The sequence below is a fragment of the Bradyrhizobium frederickii genome, assembly GCF_004570865.1.
Taxonomy (GTDB): domain Bacteria; phylum Pseudomonadota; class Alphaproteobacteria; order Rhizobiales; family Xanthobacteraceae; genus Bradyrhizobium; species Bradyrhizobium frederickii.
Window position 1 is genome coordinate 37,185 of the sequence record NZ_SPQS01000011.1, and the last position, 21,062, is coordinate 58,246.

Sequence of the window (21,062 nt, forward strand, 5' to 3'; positions counted from 1 at the left end):
TCGCCATGACGACGCGCCTGCCTCTGCCGCCCTCGCTCTATGCCGACACCGCCGTCGCGCCGGTGGCCACGCCGCCGCTCGACGTCGACAAGAATGTCTCGGTCGCGATCGTCGGCGGCGGCTACACCGGCCTGTCCACCGCATTGCATCTGGCCGAGCAGGGCGTCGAAGCGCTGGTGCTGGAGGCGCAGGAGCCGGGCTGGGGCGCGTCCGGCAACAACGGCGGTCACACCAATCCCGGATTGAAGCACGACCCCGATCAGATCGAGGCCGATTTCGGCCCTGAGCTCGGCCGCCGCATGATCGAGTTCGCCTACGGCACCACCAACTTCACGCATGATCTGATCCGCCGCTACCAGATCCCATGTGAGGCACGGCAGAACGGCACGCTGCGCGCGGCCTATCATGAGGCCAGTACTGCCGCGATCGAGAAGACGGCGCAGCAATGCATCCGCCGCGGCATGCCGGTCAAATATCTGAATCGCGCGCAGCTCCGCGAGATGACCGGCACCGACCGCTACGTCGGCGCCATGCTGGACACGCGCGGAGGCGATCTGCATCCGCTCAGCTACGCCCGCGGCCTTGCGCGGGCCGCGATCTCGGCCGGCGCGAAGGTGCATGGCGAGACGCCCGCGCTGTCGCTGCGCCGCGAGGGTAGCCGCTGGCGCATCGAGACGCCGCGGGCGGTCGTGCATGCCGACAAGGTGCTGCTCGCCACCAACGGTTTCACCGACGATCTCTGGCCGGCGCTCCGCCGCACCATCGTGCCCGTGTTCTCCTCGATCGCCGCCACCGCGCCGCTCTCCGACGCGGTCGCACGTTCGATCATGCCGACGCGTCCGGTGCTCTACGAGAGCGGCCACATCACCGTCTATTACCGCATCGATCAGCAGAACCGCCTCTTGATGGGCGGCCGCGGCCCGATGCGCTGGATCAAGTCGCCGTACGATGTCGCCTATCTCATGCGGTACGCGGAGAGACTATGGCCGCAGCTCAAGGGCGTTGCCTGGACCCACGGCTGGAACAGCCGGCTCGCCATCACCGCGGATCACTATCCCCATGTGCATGAGCCGGCCGAGAGCGTCCTGATCTCGCTCGGCTGCAATGGCCGCGGCGTTGCGCTTGCGACCGCGATGGGCGCTCAGCTCGCGCGTCGGCTGATCGGCGGCGCCACGGTCGAGATCGACATGCCCATCACCGGCATCAAGCCGATCCCGCTGCACGCGTTCTGGCCGGTGGGTGTGACGACCGCCGTCATCGCGGGCCGGGTGCGGGACCGGCTCGGCATCTGAAAAAGGCGCCGCCCTGTGAGGAGCGACGCCTTACATGATTGGCAGATCGGGGGTCAGCAGCGGCCCTGCTTCCAAAGGCCGGGCGGGCAGCCGTAACCGCGCCAGCCGACCTTGCGCCCGCGTGACCATCCTGGCGGCGTGCCGTGGTGATGATGACCCATCGAATGACCGTGACCATGGCCATGACCGCCACCATGGCCGCCACCATGGCCGCCCTTGGCCAGTGCAGGGCTCGTGAACGTAAAGCCGGCCGCGATGATCAGCGACGCGGCGAGCGCAAGTTTCTTCATCATGTCCTCCACTGGGGTGAGCGCGCATTCGTCCGTTCAACGAACGAACCGTGCGCAGCTAAGTTCCCTGCGAATGTGGAGGAGTCGTGATGCTCGCCTGGATGCGTAGTCGCCCGAGAACTCAACGCGCGCTGGCAGACTAGCGCAGCGATCCCCAGCGCTCAGGCTTCCGCAACCGCGTCGGCCCAGGGCTGAAAGATCTCGACCGCGCCGGAATTCGTGTCGCCCTCGCGCATCACCACGCTCGGGCAGGCGAATTTCTGCGGTAGCGTCTGCACGCGGCTCTCTTCATAGTCGAAGCGCGCGGCCAGCGTCTTGCGCACGTCCGCGGGCAAACGCGCATCGCCGATCACCACCGCGCCTTCGCTGGCGTCGATGCGCGGCTGATGGATGGCGGCGTCGAGATCCATGCCGTAATCCATCGCGAACGACACGAGCTGCAGCACCGACGGCAGGATGCGGCGGCCGCCGGAGGCGCCGACGGCGAGGCGATTGCCGTCCTTGGTCTCGGCGATGACGGGCGTGTAGTTGCAGAGGCAGCGCTTGCCGGGCGCGAGCGAGTTGGTGGTGCCCGGCGTCGGGTCGAACCACATGATGCCGTTGTTCATGGCGATGCCGGTGTGCGGCGTCACATACCGCGAGCCAAAGGACGAGAGCAGGGTCTGCGTCACCGCGGCGATGTTGCCGTCCCGGTCGACCACGGAGAAATGCGTGGTGCAGGCCGGCGCCAGATATTCGGCACCGAGCGAGCGTTTGCCGTCGGCATCGCCCATGTCCTTGAGCCGCTCGCGGAAGGCCGCCTGCAGCGCGAGTGCATATTCGACATAGGCGGCCGCATCCGGCGCGCTTGCCGGCTTCAGGCTCTGCTGCAACAGGCGCAGCGCGTGCGCCATGGTGGGCCCGGCCGTGAGCTCGGGCGTCGCATACACCTGGCCGCCGCGATACGGGATCGCCAGCGGCTCGCGCAAATGCGCGCGGAAGGCAGCGAGGTCCTCGACCGACAGCGAACCGCCGTCGGCCTTGATGTCGGAGGCGATGCTCCTGGCGAGATCGCCCCGATAGAAGTCGCGCGGCCCAGCCTCGGCGAGATGCGACAGCGTCGCTTTCAGCGAGTCCTGCGGCAGCCGCGTCTCGGCCTTGATGCCCCATGGCGCGCTTGGTGGCAGGCCGTCCTTCAGGAACGCCGCCGCGCTGGCGGGATAGCGCCTGAGATCGGCGGCCGAGCCCGAGATCGTCACCGTGGTCCACCAATCGACCAGCAGGCCTTCGCCGGCGAGCCTGGCTGCCGGCGCGACCAGATCCTTCCACGGCATCCTGGCGTAGCGGCGATGTGCCTCTTCCATCCCGGCGACGACGCCGGGCACGGCGATCGAGCCGGGACCGTGGATGTTGCGATCGTCCTTCACCCGCGGCCAGGGGAAGAGATCGGAAGCAGCGCCCGCGCCGCTGAGCGGATAGTCGGCGACGCGCAGGCTCTGCGGCGCGCACATGCCGTAGTCGATCACCTCATAGCGATTTTCCTTGGCGCGGTAGAGCACCATCGCACCGCCGCCGCCGATGCCACTGTTCCAGGGCTCCAGCACGTTCAACGCCATGGTCGTTGCCACGACCGCGTCGACGCAATCGCCGCCCGCCGCCAGCACCTGCGCCCCGACTTCGGCCGCTCGCCGCGATTGCGAGGCGACGATGCCGCCCTTGGACGTGACGGCGGGCTTGCGGACGGTTTGGTTGAGGCTGAACTGATGAGGCATGATGTCTTGATGTTCTGTGCTGGCTTCGTTGCGCTGACTTGCTTCGCGATTGGCGAAGCGCGCGGACAATGGCACATTGCGGCCAACGAGAACATCCAAAGGGAGGCGCGACATGGCTGGTGTGAAACAGGCGCGGGATGGCGCCGTCGGAATCCTGACGCTCGACGAGCCGGCGAGCCTGAATGCGATGACGCCGGATCTGCTCGGCGCGCTCGCCGTCGCCATCGGCGAGATGTCGCAGGACGAGGGTATTCGAGCCCTGATCCTGACCGGTGCGGGACGTGGCTTCTGCTCGGGACAGAATCTGAAGGCGTCGGAGGCGCTCGGCGAAGACATCGCGGCCGGCGTTATGCGTTTGTACTGGCCGGCCTTCAAGGCGCTGCGCGAGTGCCGCGTGCCCGTCATCGTCGCCGTGAACGGGGTGGCTGCCGGCGGCGGCTTCAGCCTCGCCATGGCCGGCGACATCATCGTCGCGGCGCGGTCGGCGAGCTTCATCCAGGTGTTCAGCCGCATCGCGCTGGTGCCGGATCTCGGCTCGACCTGGCTGCTGCCGCGGCTGATCGGCCGGCAGCGCGCGCTCGAGCTGATGCTGCTGAACGAGCCGCTGACGGCAGTGCGTGCCCAGGAGATCGGCCTGGTGCGGCAGGTCGTCGACGACGCGAAGCTGATGGACGAGGCGCTTGCTTTGGCGCACCGGCTCGCCGAGGGCCCGACGCGCGCTTTGGTGGCGACCCGCCTGCTCGTCGAGGAGAGCGAGCGCGCGACCTACGAGGCGCAATTCCGCCGCGAGATCGAGCTCCAGGCGGTGATCCGCAAGAGCGCCGACGCCGTCGAAGGCCGCAATGCCTTCGTCGAGAAGCGCAAGGCGAGGTTCACGGGGAGGTAGGGCAGGGGTAGCCTCTCGCTACGCCGTCATGGCCGGGCTCGTCCCGGCCATCCACGTTCTTCGGAGTGGCCCAAAACGTGGATGCCCGGGACGAGCCCGGGCATGACGAGTGGAGAGACTGTTGGTCGGCAAGCAGGGCCGCTCAGAGCCCGCGGTTCAGCCGGCTGGCCTGATACTTGGCGCGCCATTTCGGGCCAGGCCCGCGCATATAGTGAAGCTCGGGGCGGTAGGGGTTACCGGCGACCCTGACCAGCGTCTGCCATTTGGCGGCAACGAAGCTCAGGGGCTGGCGGAGCAGGCTCAGGGAGGCGATCAACATGGCATCACCTCAATGCGGCTTGCCGAGCATGGCGGTGAAGGGGAGGTCGAAAATCTCCTCGCCGTCGTCGTCGCTGACATGGATCACCCAGTCGCGCCAGTCTTCGTTGCTCGGCGTCAGGATCATCGACCGCATGATCTGGGAAGCGCGGTCGCGCGCCTCGGTGAGATTGGAAACGGCGGCGCCGTAGCGGTCGATCAGCGTGCCCTCGGTATTGGAGCAGTGAAAATAGACCTGGACCATATGCGCCTCCTGGCGGAGCAACTTGGATGGCAAAGAGATACCACCCGAAGCCTTCGCGAAACATTCGGGTCGAACCCGGTAAGGGAATTTACGGATATTGGTCGGTCCCAAGGCCGTTACAGGTTTAATCACAGGCGGGTGATGTTGAACTGGACGGCATTTCCACGGCATGGAACAGCTTTTCGGGGACGTCTGGGGAGGCCGCCGTGAGCTATTTCACATCTAGACGCGAACGCCGAAGGCTGCGCGCATGTGCGGCGGTCTTGGTGGGCGTCTTGGCGGCCTTGCTTGGGCTCGGCTCGGTGGCGTCATCAGAGCCGCTCCGCCGGAGCGGCTATGCGATCGGCGCGGACACCTGCGGCAACGGCGATCTCGCTTTCCCCAGGATCCAGATCGACATGAAGGCCGGATTTTGCGCCGGGCTCGTCGCCAGCGAAGAGGACCGCCTCAAGTTTCCGAGGTCGATCGTCCAGGTTCCGGACCGCGACCTGTTCGTGGTGGCAGACATGGGGGGCTGGGGCCACAGCGACGGACGGCTGCTGCTGCTCGATCCGCGCGCGCCGCAGGGCGGGCGGCTCAAGGAGCTTCTCGCGGGAATCGAATATCCCTTCGGCCTCGCGGTCGGTCCGGACAAGAAGCTCTACGCCTCGACCGCCGAGACGATCTTCCGGTTCGATCCGCTCGCCGACAATCCGCGCGGCACGGTCGAAACCATCATCCGTCACATGCCCGGCCGCCGGATCAAACTGCCCGACGGCACCAGGCTCGAGGAAAGTGCGCATCCGCTCAAGCAGTTCGTCTTCGACAGGAACGGGCGGCTGTTCGTCAATGTCGGCTCGCACAGCGACGACTGCATCACGCCGGCTCCGATCACGAAGCCCTGCGCGGCGGCCGAGGGCACTGCCGCCATGGCCTCGATCTGGCTGTTCGCGCCGCCCGCAAGCGGCGTCTTCCCGGCGCTGAATCCGGGCGATCCCGATCCGCCGCACACCGTCTATGCGCGCGGCCTGCGCAACTCGATGGCGCTGGCGCTGCATCCGAATTTCCCTGATGCTGGCTACGCCTTCCTGCAGGGCGAGAACAGCCGCGACCTGCCCGATATCTTCAAGCCGAACGAGGAGATCAACGCGATTCTAGAAGGCGGGCACTATGGCTGGCCCTATTGCTACGACCTCTCGACGCCGAGTCCCGAATTCAGAAGCGTGCTGCAATCCGGGGCCTACAAATCCTTTTGCACGGCAGGCGCGGTCTACAAGCCGCCGTTCACGCTGCTGCCGCCGCACGGTGCGCCGCTCGCGATGCTGTATTATCACGGCGCCAAGTTTCCGGAGCTGGAGGGCAAGCTGCTGGTCGGCTTGCACGGCTATCGCCCGACCGGCAGCCGCCTGCTCGTCTACGACGTCGACGACCACGGTTTCCCCAAGCCAAGCCCGGCCCCGGTGCGCTATCACGTCAGTTGTGCGGCCGAGCCGACGCGCAGCTTTCAGACCGAGGCCGGCGAAGCGGCCGCCGCGCCGTTCGACGAGCTGATCGCGGGCTGGCACCGCGTCAACGGCGCGCGGCCGCAAGGCGCGCCGGTCGGCATGACGGTCGCGGAGGATGGCGCGGTCTGGCTGGTCGAGGACAAGAACCGGACCGTGATCCGCATCGACCGTGCCGCGGGCGATCCGCCGCCACCGCTGCCGTGCGACACGCGCAGCGAGGCGATGATCGATCAGCTTGCGGCCTTCGTCGCCCGGGACGCGCAGAACAACGTCCGGCTGACCACGCTGCGCAAAGGCCTCGTCGAGCGGCACTGCGTCGGCTGTCATTCGGATTTCGGCCTGAAGCCGGGTCAATCGGAGGCAGAGAAGGACCGCGCGGTGCTCCGCTTCATGCTCGCGCAGGACGGCTGGATCTATCCGGGCGATCCCTCTTCCGGCAGGCTGCGCACGCGCCTGCGCGGCATCGGCGCGGAGAAGCTGATGCCGCCGGGCGGCGAGAGCCTGCCGAAGACCGAACCCGGTTATGCACGCCTGCTCGACACCATGGACCTGCTTGTTGCGAAAATGGTTCCGGGCACACGGATGCGGATCAAGCCCGGCCCACCGCAGCGCAAGTTCTTTGGCAAAACCGGCAAGGAATGCGGCGAAATACCGGCCGGGAAGGTCGTTGTCGTGACACAAAGCAGCGCTGTAGACAAACCCGGCTTCAGTCGATTCTTCCGGCCGGCCGATCCCTACCTGAACGGCGAGTGCACCGACGGCGATGGCTATTACATCCGGCAGGAATTTCTGGTGCCTGTGCAGTAGCGTCCTCGTCGTCGTTGCGACGGCTTCCGCGCAAGCGGAGACGAAGCTGTTCGAAAGCGCGCAGGTGACGCCCGCCGGCGAATACACCTTCGGCATCGAGGGCCCTGCAGCGGACCTCGACGGCAATCTGTTCGTGGTCAATCTCGGCAAGCCCGGCACCATCGGCAGGCTGCCTGCCGGCGGTGCGGCGTCGCAGCCGTTCACGGCACTGCCCGAGGGCAGCGTCGGCAACGCCATCCGCTTCGATCGCAGCGGCACCATGTTCATCGCCGACTACAAGAAGCACAACATATTTGCGATCCCGAAGGGGACGACCGAGCCCGCCATCTGGTTTCACTCCGACGAGATGAACCAGCCCAACGACATCACGATCGCCCACGACGGCACGATCTATGCGAGCGATCCGAACTGGAAGGGCAGGGAAGGCCACATCTGGCGGATTGCGAAGGCCGCCGACGGCACGGTGCGGGGACAGGTGATGGCGTCACCGCGCGCGATGGGCACCACCAACGGCATCGATCTCAGCCCTGACGGCAAGACGCTCTATGTCGGCGAATCCAGCAACGGTCAGATCTGGTCCTATGCCATCAACGGCACCGAGCTGACGGCGGCAAAGCTGGTCAAGACATTCCAGCCCGACACCGTCGATGGCTTGCGCACCGACGTTTCCGGCCGTCTCTATGTCGCGCGCATCCTCAAGGGCACCGTCGCGCTGATGAAGCCCAATGGCGCGGTCGAGCGCGAGATCGCGCTCAAGGCCAAGGAGCCGACCAACCTCGCCTTCGGCGGCAGCGACGGCAAGACCGTCTTCGTCACCCAGCGTCAGGGCGGCTTCATCGAGTCCTTCCGCACCGACCAGCAGGGCCGCGAGCACTGCCTCCAGCGCGGGCGCTGCTGAGCCATGGCTTTGGGTTGAAACGGTTGCCGTGGGTGGTTCACCTCTCCCGCTTGCGGGAGAGGTCGGCGCGTCCGGGCGATGCGAAGCATCGTCCCGCGCGCCGGGTGAGGGCTTTCTCCTTTTAGGGATTGCCCCATTGCGGATGCACCCTCTCCCCAACCCTCTCCCGCAAGCGGGAGAGGGAGCGCACCTCGCTCGTTGCAGCGATCAGCCTCACGCGACAGGTTGCGGCATTCTTCTTGCTTGCATCCTGCGGCCGCAGCGATCAAGACATCTGTGGCATCTTCAAAACGACCACGGAGTGTTTGAGTGAAAGCCGTCCATACCGAACTGCACCGCAGCCACGATCCGCAATTCTTCCTGGTACGCGGCGTCGTCAAGCGCACCACCGAGCAGCCGGAGCGCGCCGACCGCCTGCTCAAAGGGTTGAAGGACGGCAAGCATCGACTGGTCGAGCCGACCACGTTTGGGCAGGGGCCTCGCGCGCGCATTCACAGCCCGGAATATCTGTCGTTCCTGAGCGAAGCCTGGGACGCCTGGACCGCGCTCGGCGATTCCGGCCCGGAGATGATCGGCAACATCCATCCGGTGCGGCATGCCGCGACCTATCCGACCCACATCGTCGGCAAGCTCGGCTGGCACACCGCCGACACCGCGGCGCCGATCGGTCCGGGCACCTGGGCCGCGGCCTGTGCCGCAACCGACGTTGCGGTCACCGCCGCGCAGATGGTGATGGACGGCGAGGATGCGGTCTATGCGCTGTGCCGCCCGCCCGGACACCACGCCTATCGCGACATGGCCGGCGGCTTCTGCTTCCTCAACAACAGCGCGATTGCCGCGGCGCATCTGCGGCAGAAGCACGAGCGCGTCGTCATCCTCGACGTCGACGTCCATCACGGCAACGGCACGCAAGGCATTTTTTACGCGCGGCCGGACGTCTACACGGTGTCGATCCACGCCGACCCGATCGCGTATTATCCCTATGTGTGGGGCTATGCGCACGAGCGGGGCGAAGGTCCGGGCCTCGGCACCAATCTCAACATCCCGCTTCCGATCGGCACCGGCGATGACGGCTACATGCAGGCGATGGAGCTCGCACGCAAGGCGATCGAATCCTTTGCCCCCGGCGCGCTCGTCATCGCGCTCGGTCTCGATGCCTCCGAACACGATCCGCTGAAGGGACTGTCCGTCACCACGCCCGGCTTCCGCCGCATCGGCCAGGCCATCGCCAGGATGGGCCTGCCGACCGTGTTCGTCCAGGAGGGCGGTTATCTCTCGGATATTCTGGGCGCGAACCTGACCTCGGTGCTGGCCGGTTTCGAAGAGGCGAGGTGAGTCTCTTCGCCTCGTCGGGTCGGTCGTCATGCCCGGGCTTGTCCCGGGCATCCACGTTCTTCGAGCGTGCGGCGATGCGTGGATGGCCGGGACAAGCCCGGCCATGACGGCGGAGAGAGCACCGCTCGCCGTCGTTTGGGGGCAGACGCACAACCGCGGAAGGCGTCATTCAGCCGCTTGCTGCAGCGGCCAGGCATTGCGGCTGATGGGGAGGCCGCCGTTCGCGCCGGAGCCGTCGGCGATCGCGAGGCGATGCGAAGGCGACGGCGAGCTCAGCGAGAAGTGCCAGCCGTCGGGATCGTCGGCGATATCGGGCTTGAAGCTGATCTCGATCGCCTCGCGCGACACCTGCATCGCGAAGGCGTCGAGCGGCAGATTGAGCCCAAAGCCCCTGGCCTTCAGATAGGCCTCCTTGAGCGTCCAATAGTCGAAGAAGCGCTCGATCGCGGCGGGCTCGGGCAATCCGCGCAGCGTTTCGACCTCCTCCGGCGCAAAGAAGCGAAGCGCGGTGGACAGCGGCGCCACGCGTCGCGACACGGTTTCGACGTCGACGCCGACGGTCTCATGCCGCGACACGACGCAGGCGACGCAGCCGTCGGCGTGAGACAGGCTGAAATGCAGCGCGGTCGAGGTCGCGGGCGCTGCGACAAACGGCCGCCCGTAACGGCCGGCCCCGAACGACCAGTCGGACGGCGCGACGTTGGTGGCGACCTGCGACAGCGCCAGGCGCAGCATGGCGTGCGCGAAAATATATTGCCGTCGATGCCGCTCGAACATGAAGCGATCGGCCCGGATCCGCTCGTCGACCGAGAGCAGCCGTCGGCACGTCTCGACCGCGCCCGGCGCGTCAATGGACTCGATCAGTCCGACAAAGAGTTCAATTCTGTCGTCCGCCATCAATTGGGCCTTTTGCGTCAGGCAGCGGGCAAATTCCCCGTCCCGACGGAAGAAACAACTGAGCAAGAATCAACCACGCAGCCGCCTGTAGCGGTCCACCCGGGCGAATTCTTGTCGATTTGCAGGCCGGTTTACAGGCGCAAGCTTGTGCGAGACCCCAACTCGACGCGCGAGCAGCCCCTCCGAAAAGTGAAGCCTGAAGATTCTCAGGGCGTCCCGGCCGACGAATTCTACTTCTTCTCGGTGCCCGGCAACTTCGGGCGACCTTTGCGGTACCTGTCGCTCAAGAGGTACCCCCGGCAAATCTGCTGAAGCCCATAACAATCCCCCGTCGAAATAAATCGTCCAAATCAAAACTCAGGGACATCTTGCGCGGCGACGTCAAATAATCAAGCCGCAACTTGATCATTCACAGCTTTGGCGGGTGAACCCGTGGTCATCCGTGTTGTGCGGCTCGGGCCGCCCTGCGAGCGAGGGCTGCCGTCGATGGCTAACGAGTCGTTTCATTTTACCTTGATTCCGTTTGTGAGTTTCCCCCGTCTCCCGGTGCGGCTATGAGTGCGGCCTGATGGCCATTTGAGCGCGCTCCATGCATTCCGTTGCCCTGCTGACTGCCAGCTACGCCAAGGATATCGAGCGCTTTTCGCTGCTCAGCGAGAGCATCGACACCTGGCTGACGGGGTACACGCGGCATTATGTTCTCGTTAACGATGAGGACGTGCCGCTGTTCGCGCGCTTCGCGTCCGACAAGCGGGTCATCGTTCCGGCCTCGCGGTACCTGCCGAAATGGCTGTTCGCACTACCGCCGGCGCTTCAGTTCATCAGCAAGCGGCGCGTCTGGCTGTCGCTGCTGTCGTCGCCGGTGCACGGCTGGCACATCCAGCAGATCCTGAAGATCGCCGGCGTTCTCAACGCGCCCGAGCAGCGCGTCTGCATCCTGGACTCGGACAATCTGTTCTTCCGCGAATTCGACGTTGGCCAATATGCCGGCGCCGAGAAGACGCCGCTGTTCGTCACGCCGAAGGACATCGGTGCCGACCACCCGCTGCATGGGCTGTGGCTGCGTACCGTCGATCAGCTTCTCGGCATCAAGGGCCGCTCCTTCCCCGCCGACGATTATGTCGGCAACGCGCTGGTCTGGGACAAGGACACCGCGCGCGACATGACCGCCGCCATCAAATCGGCGACGGGGCTGAACTGGGTGCTGGCGCTGTGCCGGAAGAAGAAGTTCTCGGAATATCTCATGTACGGCCATTTCGTCGCGAACTCGCCCGCGCATCTGGCCACCCACCGGGTCACCGAAGCCAGCATCGCGGTCTCGCATTGGGACGACACGCCGCTCGACCGTCCCGCCATCGAAGCGATGATGCGCGCCGCTTCGCCCGAGCAGGTCGCGCTCTGCATCCAGTCCTATTCCTCGACCTCGATCGACGACATCCGCGACGTGTTCCGCCTCTCGTCGCGCGATCGCCGGGCTCCGAGCCTTGCGCCGGACCACATCGACGATGCGGCCGCTTTCGTCGTGCCGAAGGCGCGCTGAGATCACGGCCGCCAAGCTGTTGGTCTCGGTTTACCTCTCCCCGACGAGGAGAGGTGATCCTCAGGCGTCCCTGGTAAACTTGCTGATCACGTCCAGGAACGGCTTCGGCTTGAACTCGCCGTCGAGCGGCAGCGGGCGATTCGGCTGCTTGTCGGCGCGGGCGAAGGTGCCGTTGATCCAGCTGTAGCGATCCGAAAGTCCCCAGGTCAGGATCGAGCGCACCGGGCCGCTGGTCGAGATCGCGGTGAGGAGATCGTCGACGCGCTTGGCGACGATGGCGTCGCGCTGCGCAGGACTTCCCGCCAGCTTCTGGTCGTCGACGTCGAGCTCGGTGACGAGCACGTCCAGCCCCCACGAGCGCAGCTCGGTGACGAATTCGGCGAGGCCATGGGTGTCGATCTCGAGCTCGGCATGCAGATGCGATTGCAAGCCCACCGCGTGCAGCGGCACGCCCCGGTCGAGTAGGTCCATGATCAGGTTGCGATAGGCGGCGCGCTTGGCAATGAACGAGTCCTTCGCCGACTCGATGTCATATTCGTTGATCGCGAGCTTGACCAAGGGATCGGCCGCGGCGGCGGTGCGGAAGGCCAGCGGAATCCAGCCTTGACCCAGATGCTGCGTCCAGAACGTGTCGCGCCGGTCCTTCGGACTGCGGGGGTTGTCCGGGATCGGCTCGTTGACGACGTCCCACGACGTCAGCTTGTCCTTGTAGTAGGAGACCACGGTGCCGATGTGGTCGACATAGGCGCGCTCGACGCCGCGGGTATCCTTGATCTGCTTGGTCCAGTCCGGAATGTCGTGATACCAGGCGAGCGCGTGACCGCGCATCGTCAGGTCGTTATCCCCAGCGAAATCCAGGATCGCGTCGGCGCGCTCGAAATTGAACGTGTGGGCGTTCGGCCGCAACATCGGCCATTTCAGCTCGAGCACCGGCACCACCTGCGTGCAATAGGTGCTGATGGCTTCGCCGAGCCTGGGATCGGCCTGCAGATCCCAGAGCGTGGCGGCCGCGCCAAAGCCGGGGCGGCGCTGCGCAAGCTTCGACGCCGGGGCCGCGGATGCCGTTGCGCCCGCCGCAAGGGTTGCGGCGCTGCCGAGGAGAAATTCGCGTCTGTGGAGCCTGGTCACGGCAGTCCTTTTCGAGCCAACACTGCCATCGTACCAAGTGGGGACTTGCGACGCCGGGGTTTTGCCTTGTTGGGTTAACCTCTGCCGTTTGCCGGTCATGGTTTCCTCGCATGATCGCGCCTTGCCGTTCAAGGAAGGCCAAATTTAACGCTAACGCGCGAAAGCGGCTTCAAGGCTTCATTTGCCGCCCGATCTGCAGACTTATGTGACAATCTTGAGCGATGCTGCGGCGCAGTTCGTTCGCCCCGCCAAGGTCCCATTGATTAACGGCCGTCACATTCGCAAGAAAGCTGCCGGTCCCGTGCTCACATGCTGAACCGCCATTTCTCGATTTATCTGATCGCCTACATCCTGCCCGCGGCGGTGGGCTTCTTCGCCGTGACGGCCTATACGCGGCTCCTCAGCCCGGCAGAGTACGGCGTCTATGTCGTCGGCATCAGCCTCGCCGGCATTCTGGGCGCGATCTTCTTCGCCTGGATCAAACTGTCGGTGTCGCGCTATCAGGCGATGTCGGCGGAGGTGGATTTTCGCGGCACGGCGATGGTCGCCTTCGCCCTCACCGCTGCCGTACTCTGCGCCACGACCCCCTTGGTCTTCCTGGTCCGCAGCGACGTCAGTGTCGAGCTGCTGCTCGCCAGCATGTTCGTCGCGATCATGGCCAATGCCGTCGATGTCGGTCAGGAGTTCGAGCGCGCCAAATTGCGTCCCTACCGCTTTGCCGCGATCTCGATCGTGCGCAGCGTGGCGAGCGTCGGATTCGGCCTGCTCGCCATCTGGCTCGGTTGGGGCGGATTGGGGCTGCTGGCCGCGTTCGGCCTGGGCTCGCTGACCGGGATCATCCTGAATCTGGTCGGCGACCGCACCAGGATCGCACGGTTCCAGCGCAGCCAGTTCATGCAGCTGGCGCGCTACGGCCTGCCGCTGACGCTGGCCGGATTGTCCGTTGCGGTCTATTCGGCCTGCGACCGGCTCATCGTCGCTTACCTGCTCGGCAAGGATGCCGCCGGCATCTTCGGCGTCGCGGCCGACCTGCCGCGCCAGTTCATGGTCATGATCGCATCCAGCGTTGCCGCTGCCACCGTGCCGCTGGTGTTCCGGTCTTTGTCCGAGAACAACAAGGAGACGACGCGGGAGCGCTTGACCGAAAGCCTCGAGCTCCTGCTCGTCGTGGTCACGCCCGTTGCGGTCTGGCTCGCGCTTGCGGCGGATCAGGTTGCCGGCACGCTCGTCGGCGTCGACTTCCGCGCCGGCGTGTCGGCACTGCTGCCGACCCTGGTGCTCGCCCGCTTCTTCGGGATCGCCAATCAGTTCTACGTGCAGATCAGCTTCCAGCTCGCCGAGCGCCCCTTCATGCTGGCGGCGCAGTCCTTCCTCACCTTGGTCGTCAGCGTGGTGCTGATGGTCGTGCTGGTCGCCGGCTACGGCATCTACGGCGCTGCGCTGGCGACGCTCGCGACCGAGGCGATCGGTTTGCTCGTCGCCATCGTCTTGATGCACCGCGCCCACCCGGTCCCGTTCGACCTCGGCCGTCTCGCCGGCATTGCGGTCTCCGCAGCCTTGATGGCGGCGGCGATCCTGCTGGCGCGATCGCAAGCGGGTGGCACGGGTCTCGTGGCGCTCGTCATTGTCAGCCTCGCCGGCGGCCTTGCTTATGTCGCGACTGGCTGGCTCCTCAACGTCGCCAATGTCCGGACGCTCTCGCTGCGTTTCCTGCGAACGTTCAACCGGAGCGCCCTGGGAGTCTAAAGCGCGATGAGATTTGAATGAATCGTCATCGCGCTTTAGGTTGTTGTTTGCGCATGATCTTTCCGGAAAACCGCTGCGCACTTTTCCGGATCATGCTTTAGCCCAGATCCGTGCCCCAGGCGGCCGAGTTCCAGGTGGATGGGAACCTTGCGCGAGCGAGCAATATTGACCAGCAACTCTGAACCCGGCGGTCCATGCTGGCCCTATCATCGCCCCTTATCGGCAATCGATCGGCGGTGACTGGGAGTGCTGTAACGCTCTCGCCGGGGTGCGCCGCTTCGTCGGTCGCGGTCCTCCAAAGGCGCGTCAATGGGAGAGATGTGTGGTGAGCGGATACATATTCAATAACAGAGGAATCCGCGCCGGCGTTCTGGACGGCGCATCAATTTTCGACCTCACCGGCAAGAAAGTCTACGACCTTCGGGGCAACAATATCTACCGTCTCTCGGGCGAGCTGGTGGGCCATACGCTCGACGCGTCGGGCTCTGACAAGCGGCTGGACCGCGACAGCGAAGCGCTGCTCTCCGTCCAGGAATCGCCGGAACCCGAGGAGCCCGAGAATCGTCCTGCACCGCAAAGGCAGCCATCCGCAACCTTTGTGGAAGCAATACGCCTGCGCCGGATCGTCTCCGACACCCCGTCCGATCGTCCCAAGAAAGGGTGATCGTGCAGTCCCGCGGTTTTCACGAACACTTCGCGCAGCGGCAGGCGATGCCCGATGCGGAGCCAGTCAACCGGAAAATCTATTGCAGCGGCGACCGCACCCTGGTCGCAGCATCGTAGATCAGGATTTGCAGCATCGGGAACCTGTCGAGCAGCTCGGCGCCGGCTGCTCGGGCTGCCGTTTCGCTTTCATAACGGGTCTTGAAATGGCCATCGACGATAAGTGAGAAGCCATCGGTCGGTGCTATGTCAGCCCTTTGAATCGTTCTCGGCTCGATCTCTTCGACTTGCATGGTCGGCTTTTTCATGGGGTACCTCCAATCGTTGCAGGAGACGGCTTGAGGCGCGCTTGCCTCCAACCGTCTCAGTTGTCCCTCGCGATCTCAGGCTTGTCATACAGACCGCGTTCAGGAGGGAGCTGTGGACCTCGATCTTGCCGCTGTAGGTGATAAAGCCGAGCTTGCGAGATTTGTTCATGAAAAAGCTGACGCGGGATCGGGTTGTCCCGATCATCTCTGCGGGTGTCTCCTGGCTGACCTGGACGGAGATGGGCTGGGTGGCGCCATCCTGGCCGAAATTCGCCAGCACCAGCAGAAGACGCGCAAGCCGCTTCTCGCTCGAATTGAACAAATGGTCGATCAGGTCTTCTTCGATGCGGCTGTTTCGACTGAGCAGATATCTGGCGGCCGCCTCGGCCGGTTCGCCTGCGCTCAATGCCGTACGACCGTCTGATGCCGGTCCTTCATGAGTGCGGCGTCCAGTTCCGTCTGGCTGATCGCGTAGGACTGGATCAGGAGTTGGGAGGCAGACCTCGCGGGCGTTTGAAACAGCGTCGCGACGCGCCGATAGGCGATCCTCGACAACCCTTCGATCTGCTCGTCGTCAGTGAGAACGACATATTCACCGGCGGGCTGAGCGCCCTCCAGACCCTGAAGGAGGAAGGGATTGGCGAACGAAACGGTGGTGCGCGTTGTTCTGATGGTCAAGATGAGATCTCCTGGACGAACCTGCAGAGGCGTCGGCCGCGCCACTTGCTGACGCGGCTCGTCGTGCCGGTCGCGGGACGGCCGTTGGAGACTCTAACGGTTGGCTCGCCTGGCTGCAGAGCAGAATTGCTCAGCGGTGAAGGAATAGTCCTTATTTGATGGTGAGCCGCGCGCCGATCATACGACCGTCATTTGAGCAGTTTTGCACGTCATCCGCCCCTGCTCAGGTATGTCTAAGCGCTGGTAGGCGCCCGGCGTGCGAATATGCCTGGAACGAACGTCGTCGGGGTGACTTGGTGATGGCGACCGGATGTGATGCCCACTCATCATATCTGATGAATGGCGGCCCTGGTTCGCACCCCCGTGCTGGGGCCGCTTCCTTGCGTGCGCTCCTTCAGCGGCTATTCGGTTGATCTCATCGGATCGTCCATGGTTTTGTGGACATTCCCGCACTTGGAACACTCGAAGATGCGCAGATCGGGGCCCTCGCGACTTGCCCCGACGTGAGTCAGTATCATGCGGCTGCGGCAGGCCGGGCAGAGTGGTCTTGGTATCGGAATCAACGTCGGTTCTGGACGGCCATAGACCTCGGACATATGAAGTTACTCCTCATATGGCGGGGTACGCTGGGCCTGAAGCCGCCGCCGATGACGGCCGATTCGCCGGCCGCTCGCGGTGAGCATGCCGCGCTCGTCTGTCAGCCTCTGTTCAATATTGCTCACATTGTCGCAATTACCGGGCGGCGAATGGGTCCGATCTCACGTTTCCGATCTCGGTCGCGATGCGCCTTGCCGGTGCGCAAATTCGGCGGGAAGCAGCTGCCGGTGTGAGCAATATTGCTCAGCAGAAGATCCAGGCACGGATCAGTATGCGCGCGTCGGGGGCACGACCTCGGAATTGCTGCCGAAGGCGTCCGGGGGCGATCGCAGCATTTCTTCGGCGGACGTCGGGAGCAGACCGGAAATGACCCAGGGAATGCCGGAGATCCGCGCATCGGCGCAGTTGCTCGCCCGCTATCGCGAGCCCGACAGTGCGCGCGGTGTTCTCGAACTGGCGATCACGGCAATTCCGCTCTGCGTCATCTGGGCCCTGATCTGGGCCGCTCTTGACCAAGGCTATTGGTTCGCTGTGCTGCTCGAGGTGCCCGCGGCGGGCTTGCTGGTCCGTCTGTTCATGATCCAGCATGATTGCGGACATGGCTCTTTCTTCCGCGGCCGGGCTGCGAACGATTGGGTCGGCCGAGCCATCGGGGTGGTGACGCTGACACCATACGATTATTGGCGGCGTAACCATGCCGGCCATCATGCGCACTCCGGCAATCTCGATCACCGAGGCTTGGGCGACATCGATACGTTGACCGTGCGCGAGTTTCGCGACCAGCCGCGATGGCGTCGGGTGCTCTACCGTTTGTATCGGCATCCCATCGTGATGTTTGGCGTCGGTCCCGCCTATTTGTTCATCCTGAAGCATCGATTGCCGATCGGGCTGATGCGCGGCGGCTGGACCCCCTGGCTGAGCACGATGGGCACGAACGCCGCGATCGCGATTCTCGTCGCCGCGATGATTCAGCTGGTAGGCTATGGGCCATTCCTGCTGGTACACCTGCCGATCGTCGTTCTGGCGGCGTCGATCGGTGTCTGGCTGTTCTACGTCCAGCACCAGTTCGAGCACGCCTACTGGTCCCATGACGAGAACTGGAATTTTCACGACGCCGCGCTGCACGGCAGCTCGCACTACCAATTGCCGGCTGTCTTGCGATGGTTTACGGCAAATATCGGCGTCCACCACGTCCATCATTTGTGCAGTCGAATTCCCTGCTATCGCCTGCCGGAGGTGTTGCGGGACCATCCACAGCTCGCCGGCGTCGGACGGATTACGCTGCTCCAGAGCTTGCGGACCGTGCGGCTGAACTTGTGGGACGAGGAGCGGCTGCAACTCGTTTCCTTTGGCGAGGCTGCCTTGACCTCAACCGCCTCGCCGAAGCCGCTGAAGGCGTGAATGTCCGCGCACCGCGGTCGCGTTTATGGCCGGGGTTCGGCCGAAAGGTGCTGGGCGTTTAGCCACCTTTCTCGATCAAAAGCCTGTCTTCAAAGGATATAGGCCGTTCTTGCTGCATCGCGTCCAATTCCGCAGCGAGGACAAGAATCCGCGGATCCGACCCTCCAGGGCGGACATTTCGCCGCAGTGACAGACCGCCAGCCTCGGGCGTGAGCCACCCTTCCGCCTGCGCAAGCCGTCGTATATGAGAGATTGGTTGCCGAAGCGGGCCGAATATCGCCACAGACGGAACGTATGGCGGCTGCGATTTCTTAATCCAAAGATCGCAATCTGACACGTAATCGACATGAGCGCGGACTGGCATTTCGACCGGGGAATGGCATGAGAGACCGACTGACGACGGCGCAATCCACCTCGGCAATGCGGCGTTGGGGCCCCGGCATTGCGACCCTGGCGGCGATGATGGCATTTGCTGCTCTGAGCCCGGCCGGAGCGGCCAAGCAGGCGCGCCAGCCGGCCGAGGCGGTGGCGCCGCGGCAGGCCGGCGACCCGATCATGGCGATCGTCTCGATCAAGAGCCAGCAGGTCACCTTCTACGACGCGGACGGCTGGATCCTGCGGGCGCCGGTCTCGACAGGCACCACGGGACGCGAGACGCCGGCCGGCGTCTTCGCCATCATCGAGAAGGACAAGGACCACCGCTCGACCATGTATGACGATGCCTGGATGCCGAACATGCAGCGCATCACCTGGAATGGCATCGCGCTGCATGGCGGACCGCTGCCCGGTTATGCCGCCTCGCACGGCTGCGTCCGCATGCCGTTCGGCTTCGCCGAGAACCTGTTCGACAAGACCTATATCGGGATGCGGGTGATCATCTCGCCGCACGACACGGTCCCGACTGAGATCTCGCATCCCTCGCTGTTCGTGCCGAAGCCGGAGGCCATCGCGGCAGCACCCCGCCGGGCCGACAAGCTCTCCGTCGAGGCGGAGGAGGCGACAAGGGCTGCCGACGAGGCCAAGAAGGCTGCTTCCGTCGCCGCGAAGGAAGCTGCCTCGCTCCCCGCCGCGCTGCGCAAGCTGGAACAGCAGAAGGCCCGCTCGGATGCCGAGCTCGCCTTCGCCGACAAGACGCTCGCGAACGCCAAGACCGATCAGGCCCGCGCCAAGGCCGAGGAGCTGAAGCAGAAGGCGGCAGCGAAAGCTGCCGACGCGGCGACGCAGCTCGATGCCGCCAAGGCCGCCGCGCAGCCGAAGCGCGATGCCGTGGCCGCGACGAAGGAAGCCGCGAAGGCCGCGGCGGCCAGAAAAGCCGAGGCCGTCAAGGCCGCGACCGACGCGAAGCTCGCGGGCGAACCGGTCTCGGTCTATATCAGCCGCGCCACGCAGAAGCTCTATGTGCGGCGAAACACCCACAAGCCGGCGCCCGACGGCGGCGGCGAGGTGTTCGACACCAGCATCGAAGTCCCCGTCACGATCCGCAATCCGGATCAGCCGCTCGGCACGCATATCTTCACGGCGATGGCGAAGACCGACACGGGCCTGCGCTGGAGCGTGGTCACGATCGAAAACGGCGACGAGGCGCGCAATGCTCTCGATCGCATCACCATCCCGCAGGACGTGTGGGATCGCATCGGGCCGACCGCATTGCCGCGCTCCTCGATCGTCGTCTCGGACGAGCCGCTCAGCAGCGAGACCAATTATCGCACCGAGTTCGTCGCGGTGCTCAGCAACGAGCCGCAGGGCGGCTTCATCACCCGCAAGCCGACCGCGCCTGCCATGATCGCGAGCGACGACGGCTGGGACAACGGCTTCGGCTTCTTCTTCCAGCAGCGCGATCCGTACGTCCAGTCGGCCAATCCGCGCCGGCGCAGCCAATATCAGTACTATCAGCCGGCGCAGCCGATGCAGCGCGGCTTTTGGTAGGGAAGCCGGGCTTGCCTGCGGCGCAGGCCTATGGCCGCGCCGTGATCACCAGGGCCTGGATCTTGGCTTCGACCGGTCCGGACCCATGGCGCGCGCGGATCGCAGCGGCGACAGCGTCCGTCGCGGTCTGAAGATCGCCGCCGCTTCTCGCCTCGATTTCGCCGCGCAGCGGCGTACCCTGGCAATAGGCGAGCGCCACGAGGTCGGGCGACGGTGCTCGGCCGGTGGCTGCCAGTGTTTCGATCGAGACGTTGTCGAGACCTGCGCGTGCGAGATCGGCCCGTATGATCGCCTGGTCGAAATAGCCGTGCGGTGTCCGCGCCATGAAGCGGGGCGGATCGTCCGGAAACAGCTTGCCCAGGGCGGTCGTTGCGTCATCGGCGAACACGTTCTCCTCGATGCGGTCCCAGACATTGAAGAGAAATGTGCCGCCGGGCTTCAGGACGCGCTTTGCCTCTGAGTAACCCTTGACGCGGTCCGGAAAGAACATGGCGCCGAATTGGCAGCAGACCACGTCGAACTCGGCCTCGCCAAAGGGCAGCGCCATTCCGTCCGCCTGGCGCCAGGTGATGCGATCGTCATCCGCCTGACGCTGTGCGGCGACCGCGAGCATGGGCTCGTTGAGATCGGTCGCGACATAACGGACGCCGGGCGGCAGCGCTGCTGCCACGGCGCGCGTCACCGCGCCGGTGCCCGCGGCGATCTCGAGCAGCACGGAAGGCGAGCGCGCGGCGACGCGTCTTGCGATGTCCTCCGCATAGACGGAGAAGATCATCGGGACGAGATATTCGTCGTAGATTTTCGGAATCGAGCCGGTGAAAACCTTGTCAGTGTCGGACATGTCAGCCTCGCTGAAGGTTCGAACGCGAAGCG

19 protein-coding genes and 1 pseudogene are annotated in these 21,062 nt (G+C 65.0%); 10 read left to right on the plus strand and 10 right to left on the minus strand.

From position 1 onward, the window contains the following. Positions 1–5: 5 nt before the first annotated feature. On the plus strand, positions 6–1,292 hold the full coding sequence (locus E4K64_RS20070) for an NAD(P)/FAD-dependent oxidoreductase (RefSeq protein WP_135165068.1): 1,287 nt from the start codon (positions 6–8) through the stop codon (positions 1,290–1,292). A gap of 53 nt (positions 1,293–1,345) precedes the next feature. Here E4K64_RS20070 and E4K64_RS40435 read toward each other — a convergent pair whose 3' ends face one another. Then, positions 1,346–1,582, minus strand: a complete 237-nt coding sequence (locus E4K64_RS40435) for a hypothetical protein (protein WP_167772141.1) — start codon at positions 1,580–1,582, stop codon at positions 1,346–1,348. A 161-nt stretch (positions 1,583–1,743) separates the two neighbouring features. After that, positions 1,744–3,333 (minus strand): gamma-glutamyltransferase family protein, encoded by a 1,590-nt coding sequence (locus tag E4K64_RS20080; protein WP_135165069.1) that lies wholly within the window; start codon positions 3,331–3,333, stop codon positions 1,744–1,746. A 112-nt stretch (positions 3,334–3,445) separates the two neighbouring features. On the opposite strand from E4K64_RS20080, the gene E4K64_RS20085 reads away from it, so the two are divergent. Then, on the plus strand, positions 3,446–4,219 hold the full coding sequence (locus tag E4K64_RS20085) for an enoyl-CoA hydratase-related protein (protein ID WP_135165070.1): 774 nt from the start codon (positions 3,446–3,448) through the stop codon (positions 4,217–4,219). Between the two features lie 142 nt (positions 4,220–4,361). Here the strand turns inward: E4K64_RS20085 and E4K64_RS40440 are convergent, their stop codons facing one another. Together E4K64_RS40440 and E4K64_RS20090 are read right to left on the minus strand one after the other, a co-directional pair. Continuing rightward, on the minus strand, positions 4,362–4,538 hold the full coding sequence (locus E4K64_RS40440; protein WP_167772148.1) for a hypothetical protein: 177 nt from the start codon (positions 4,536–4,538) through the stop codon (positions 4,362–4,364). A gap of 9 nt (positions 4,539–4,547) precedes the next feature. Continuing rightward, on the minus strand, positions 4,548–4,781 hold the full coding sequence (locus E4K64_RS20090; protein ID WP_094973683.1) for a DUF6894 family protein: 234 nt from the start codon (positions 4,779–4,781) through the stop codon (positions 4,548–4,550). 266 nt (positions 4,782–5,047) lie between these two features. Here E4K64_RS20090 and E4K64_RS20095 point away from each other — a divergent pair, with 266 nt between their 5' ends. From E4K64_RS20095 to E4K64_RS20110, 3 genes are all read left to right on the plus strand, one after another. Beyond that, a complete protein-coding gene (locus E4K64_RS20095; RefSeq protein WP_430642514.1) occupies positions 5,048–7,072 on the plus strand; it encodes a PQQ-dependent sugar dehydrogenase in 2,025 nt (674 codons plus the stop codon). Continuing rightward, positions 7,029–7,970, plus strand: coding sequence for an SMP-30/gluconolactonase/LRE family protein (locus tag E4K64_RS20100; RefSeq protein WP_135165072.1), 942 nt, complete (start codon positions 7,029–7,031; stop codon positions 7,968–7,970). Before E4K64_RS20095 ends, E4K64_RS20100 begins: the two co-directional genes overlap by 44 nt. Before the next feature lie 309 nt (positions 7,971–8,279). Continuing rightward, entirely contained in the window at positions 8,280–9,305 is a 1,026-nt protein-coding gene (locus E4K64_RS20110) for a histone deacetylase family protein (protein WP_135165073.1), read from the plus strand. Between the two features lie 165 nt (positions 9,306–9,470). On the opposite strand, the gene E4K64_RS20115 is transcribed toward E4K64_RS20110, so the two are convergent. Then, entirely contained in the window at positions 9,471–10,202 is a 732-nt protein-coding gene (locus E4K64_RS20115; protein WP_135165074.1) for a 4'-phosphopantetheinyl transferase family protein, read from the minus strand. A gap of 589 nt (positions 10,203–10,791) precedes the next feature. Between E4K64_RS20115 and E4K64_RS20120 the strand changes: the two genes are divergently transcribed. Continuing rightward, on the plus strand, positions 10,792–11,742 hold the full coding sequence (locus tag E4K64_RS20120) for a DUF6492 family protein (RefSeq protein ID WP_135165075.1): 951 nt from the start codon (positions 10,792–10,794) through the stop codon (positions 11,740–11,742). A gap of 60 nt (positions 11,743–11,802) precedes the next feature. On the opposite strand, the gene E4K64_RS20125 is transcribed toward E4K64_RS20120, so the two are convergent. Then, the gene (locus E4K64_RS20125) at positions 11,803–12,870 is read right to left on the minus strand and encodes an endo-1,4-beta-xylanase (protein WP_135165076.1); all 1,068 of its coding nucleotides are present in this window, start codon (positions 12,868–12,870) and stop codon (positions 11,803–11,805) included. A 309-nt stretch (positions 12,871–13,179) separates the two neighbouring features. Here E4K64_RS20125 and E4K64_RS20130 point away from each other — a divergent pair, with 309 nt between their 5' ends. Together E4K64_RS20130 and E4K64_RS40880 are read left to right on the plus strand one after the other, a co-directional pair. Continuing rightward, positions 13,180–14,616, plus strand: a complete 1,437-nt coding sequence (locus tag E4K64_RS20130) for an oligosaccharide flippase family protein (RefSeq protein WP_135165077.1) — start codon at positions 13,180–13,182, stop codon at positions 14,614–14,616. A 325-nt stretch (positions 14,617–14,941) separates the two neighbouring features. Beyond that, on the plus strand, positions 14,942–15,280 hold the full coding sequence (locus E4K64_RS40880) for a 4-fold beta flower protein (RefSeq protein ID WP_209311976.1): 339 nt from the start codon (positions 14,942–14,944) through the stop codon (positions 15,278–15,280). A gap of 79 nt (positions 15,281–15,359) precedes the next feature. On the opposite strand, the gene E4K64_RS20140 is transcribed toward E4K64_RS40880, so the two are convergent. The 3 genes and pseudogenes from E4K64_RS20140 to E4K64_RS20150 all read right to left on the minus strand — a co-directional run bounded on the left by E4K64_RS20140 (position 15,360) and on the right by E4K64_RS20150 (position 16,265). Further along, complete coding sequence (locus E4K64_RS20140; protein ID WP_135165079.1) at positions 15,360–15,587, minus strand: hypothetical protein; 228 nt, start codon at positions 15,585–15,587, stop codon at positions 15,360–15,362. A 91-nt stretch (positions 15,588–15,678) separates the two neighbouring features. Then, positions 15,679–15,957: pseudogene (locus E4K64_RS20145) on the minus strand (helix-turn-helix domain-containing protein); the annotation flags it as partial. 32 nt (positions 15,958–15,989) lie between these two features. Continuing rightward, entirely contained in the window at positions 15,990–16,265 is a 276-nt protein-coding gene (locus E4K64_RS20150; protein ID WP_135165080.1) for a hypothetical protein, read from the minus strand. A 963-nt stretch (positions 16,266–17,228) separates the two neighbouring features. Between E4K64_RS20150 and E4K64_RS20155 the strand changes: the two genes are divergently transcribed. Further along, the gene (locus E4K64_RS20155) at positions 17,229–18,263 is read left to right on the plus strand and encodes a fatty acid desaturase (protein WP_135165234.1); all 1,035 of its coding nucleotides are present in this window, start codon (positions 17,229–17,231) and stop codon (positions 18,261–18,263) included. A gap of 381 nt (positions 18,264–18,644) precedes the next feature. Beyond that, the gene (locus tag E4K64_RS20160) at positions 18,645–20,189 is read left to right on the plus strand and encodes a L,D-transpeptidase (protein WP_135165081.1); all 1,545 of its coding nucleotides are present in this window, start codon (positions 18,645–18,647) and stop codon (positions 20,187–20,189) included. A gap of 28 nt (positions 20,190–20,217) precedes the next feature. Here E4K64_RS20160 and E4K64_RS20165 read toward each other — a convergent pair whose 3' ends face one another. Then, positions 20,218–21,030 carry a class I SAM-dependent methyltransferase gene (locus E4K64_RS20165; RefSeq protein ID WP_135165082.1) on the minus strand — a complete coding sequence of 271 codons (813 nt, stop codon included), beginning with the start codon at positions 21,028–21,030 and terminating at the stop codon, positions 20,218–20,220. Positions 21,031–21,062 lie beyond the last annotated feature (32 nt).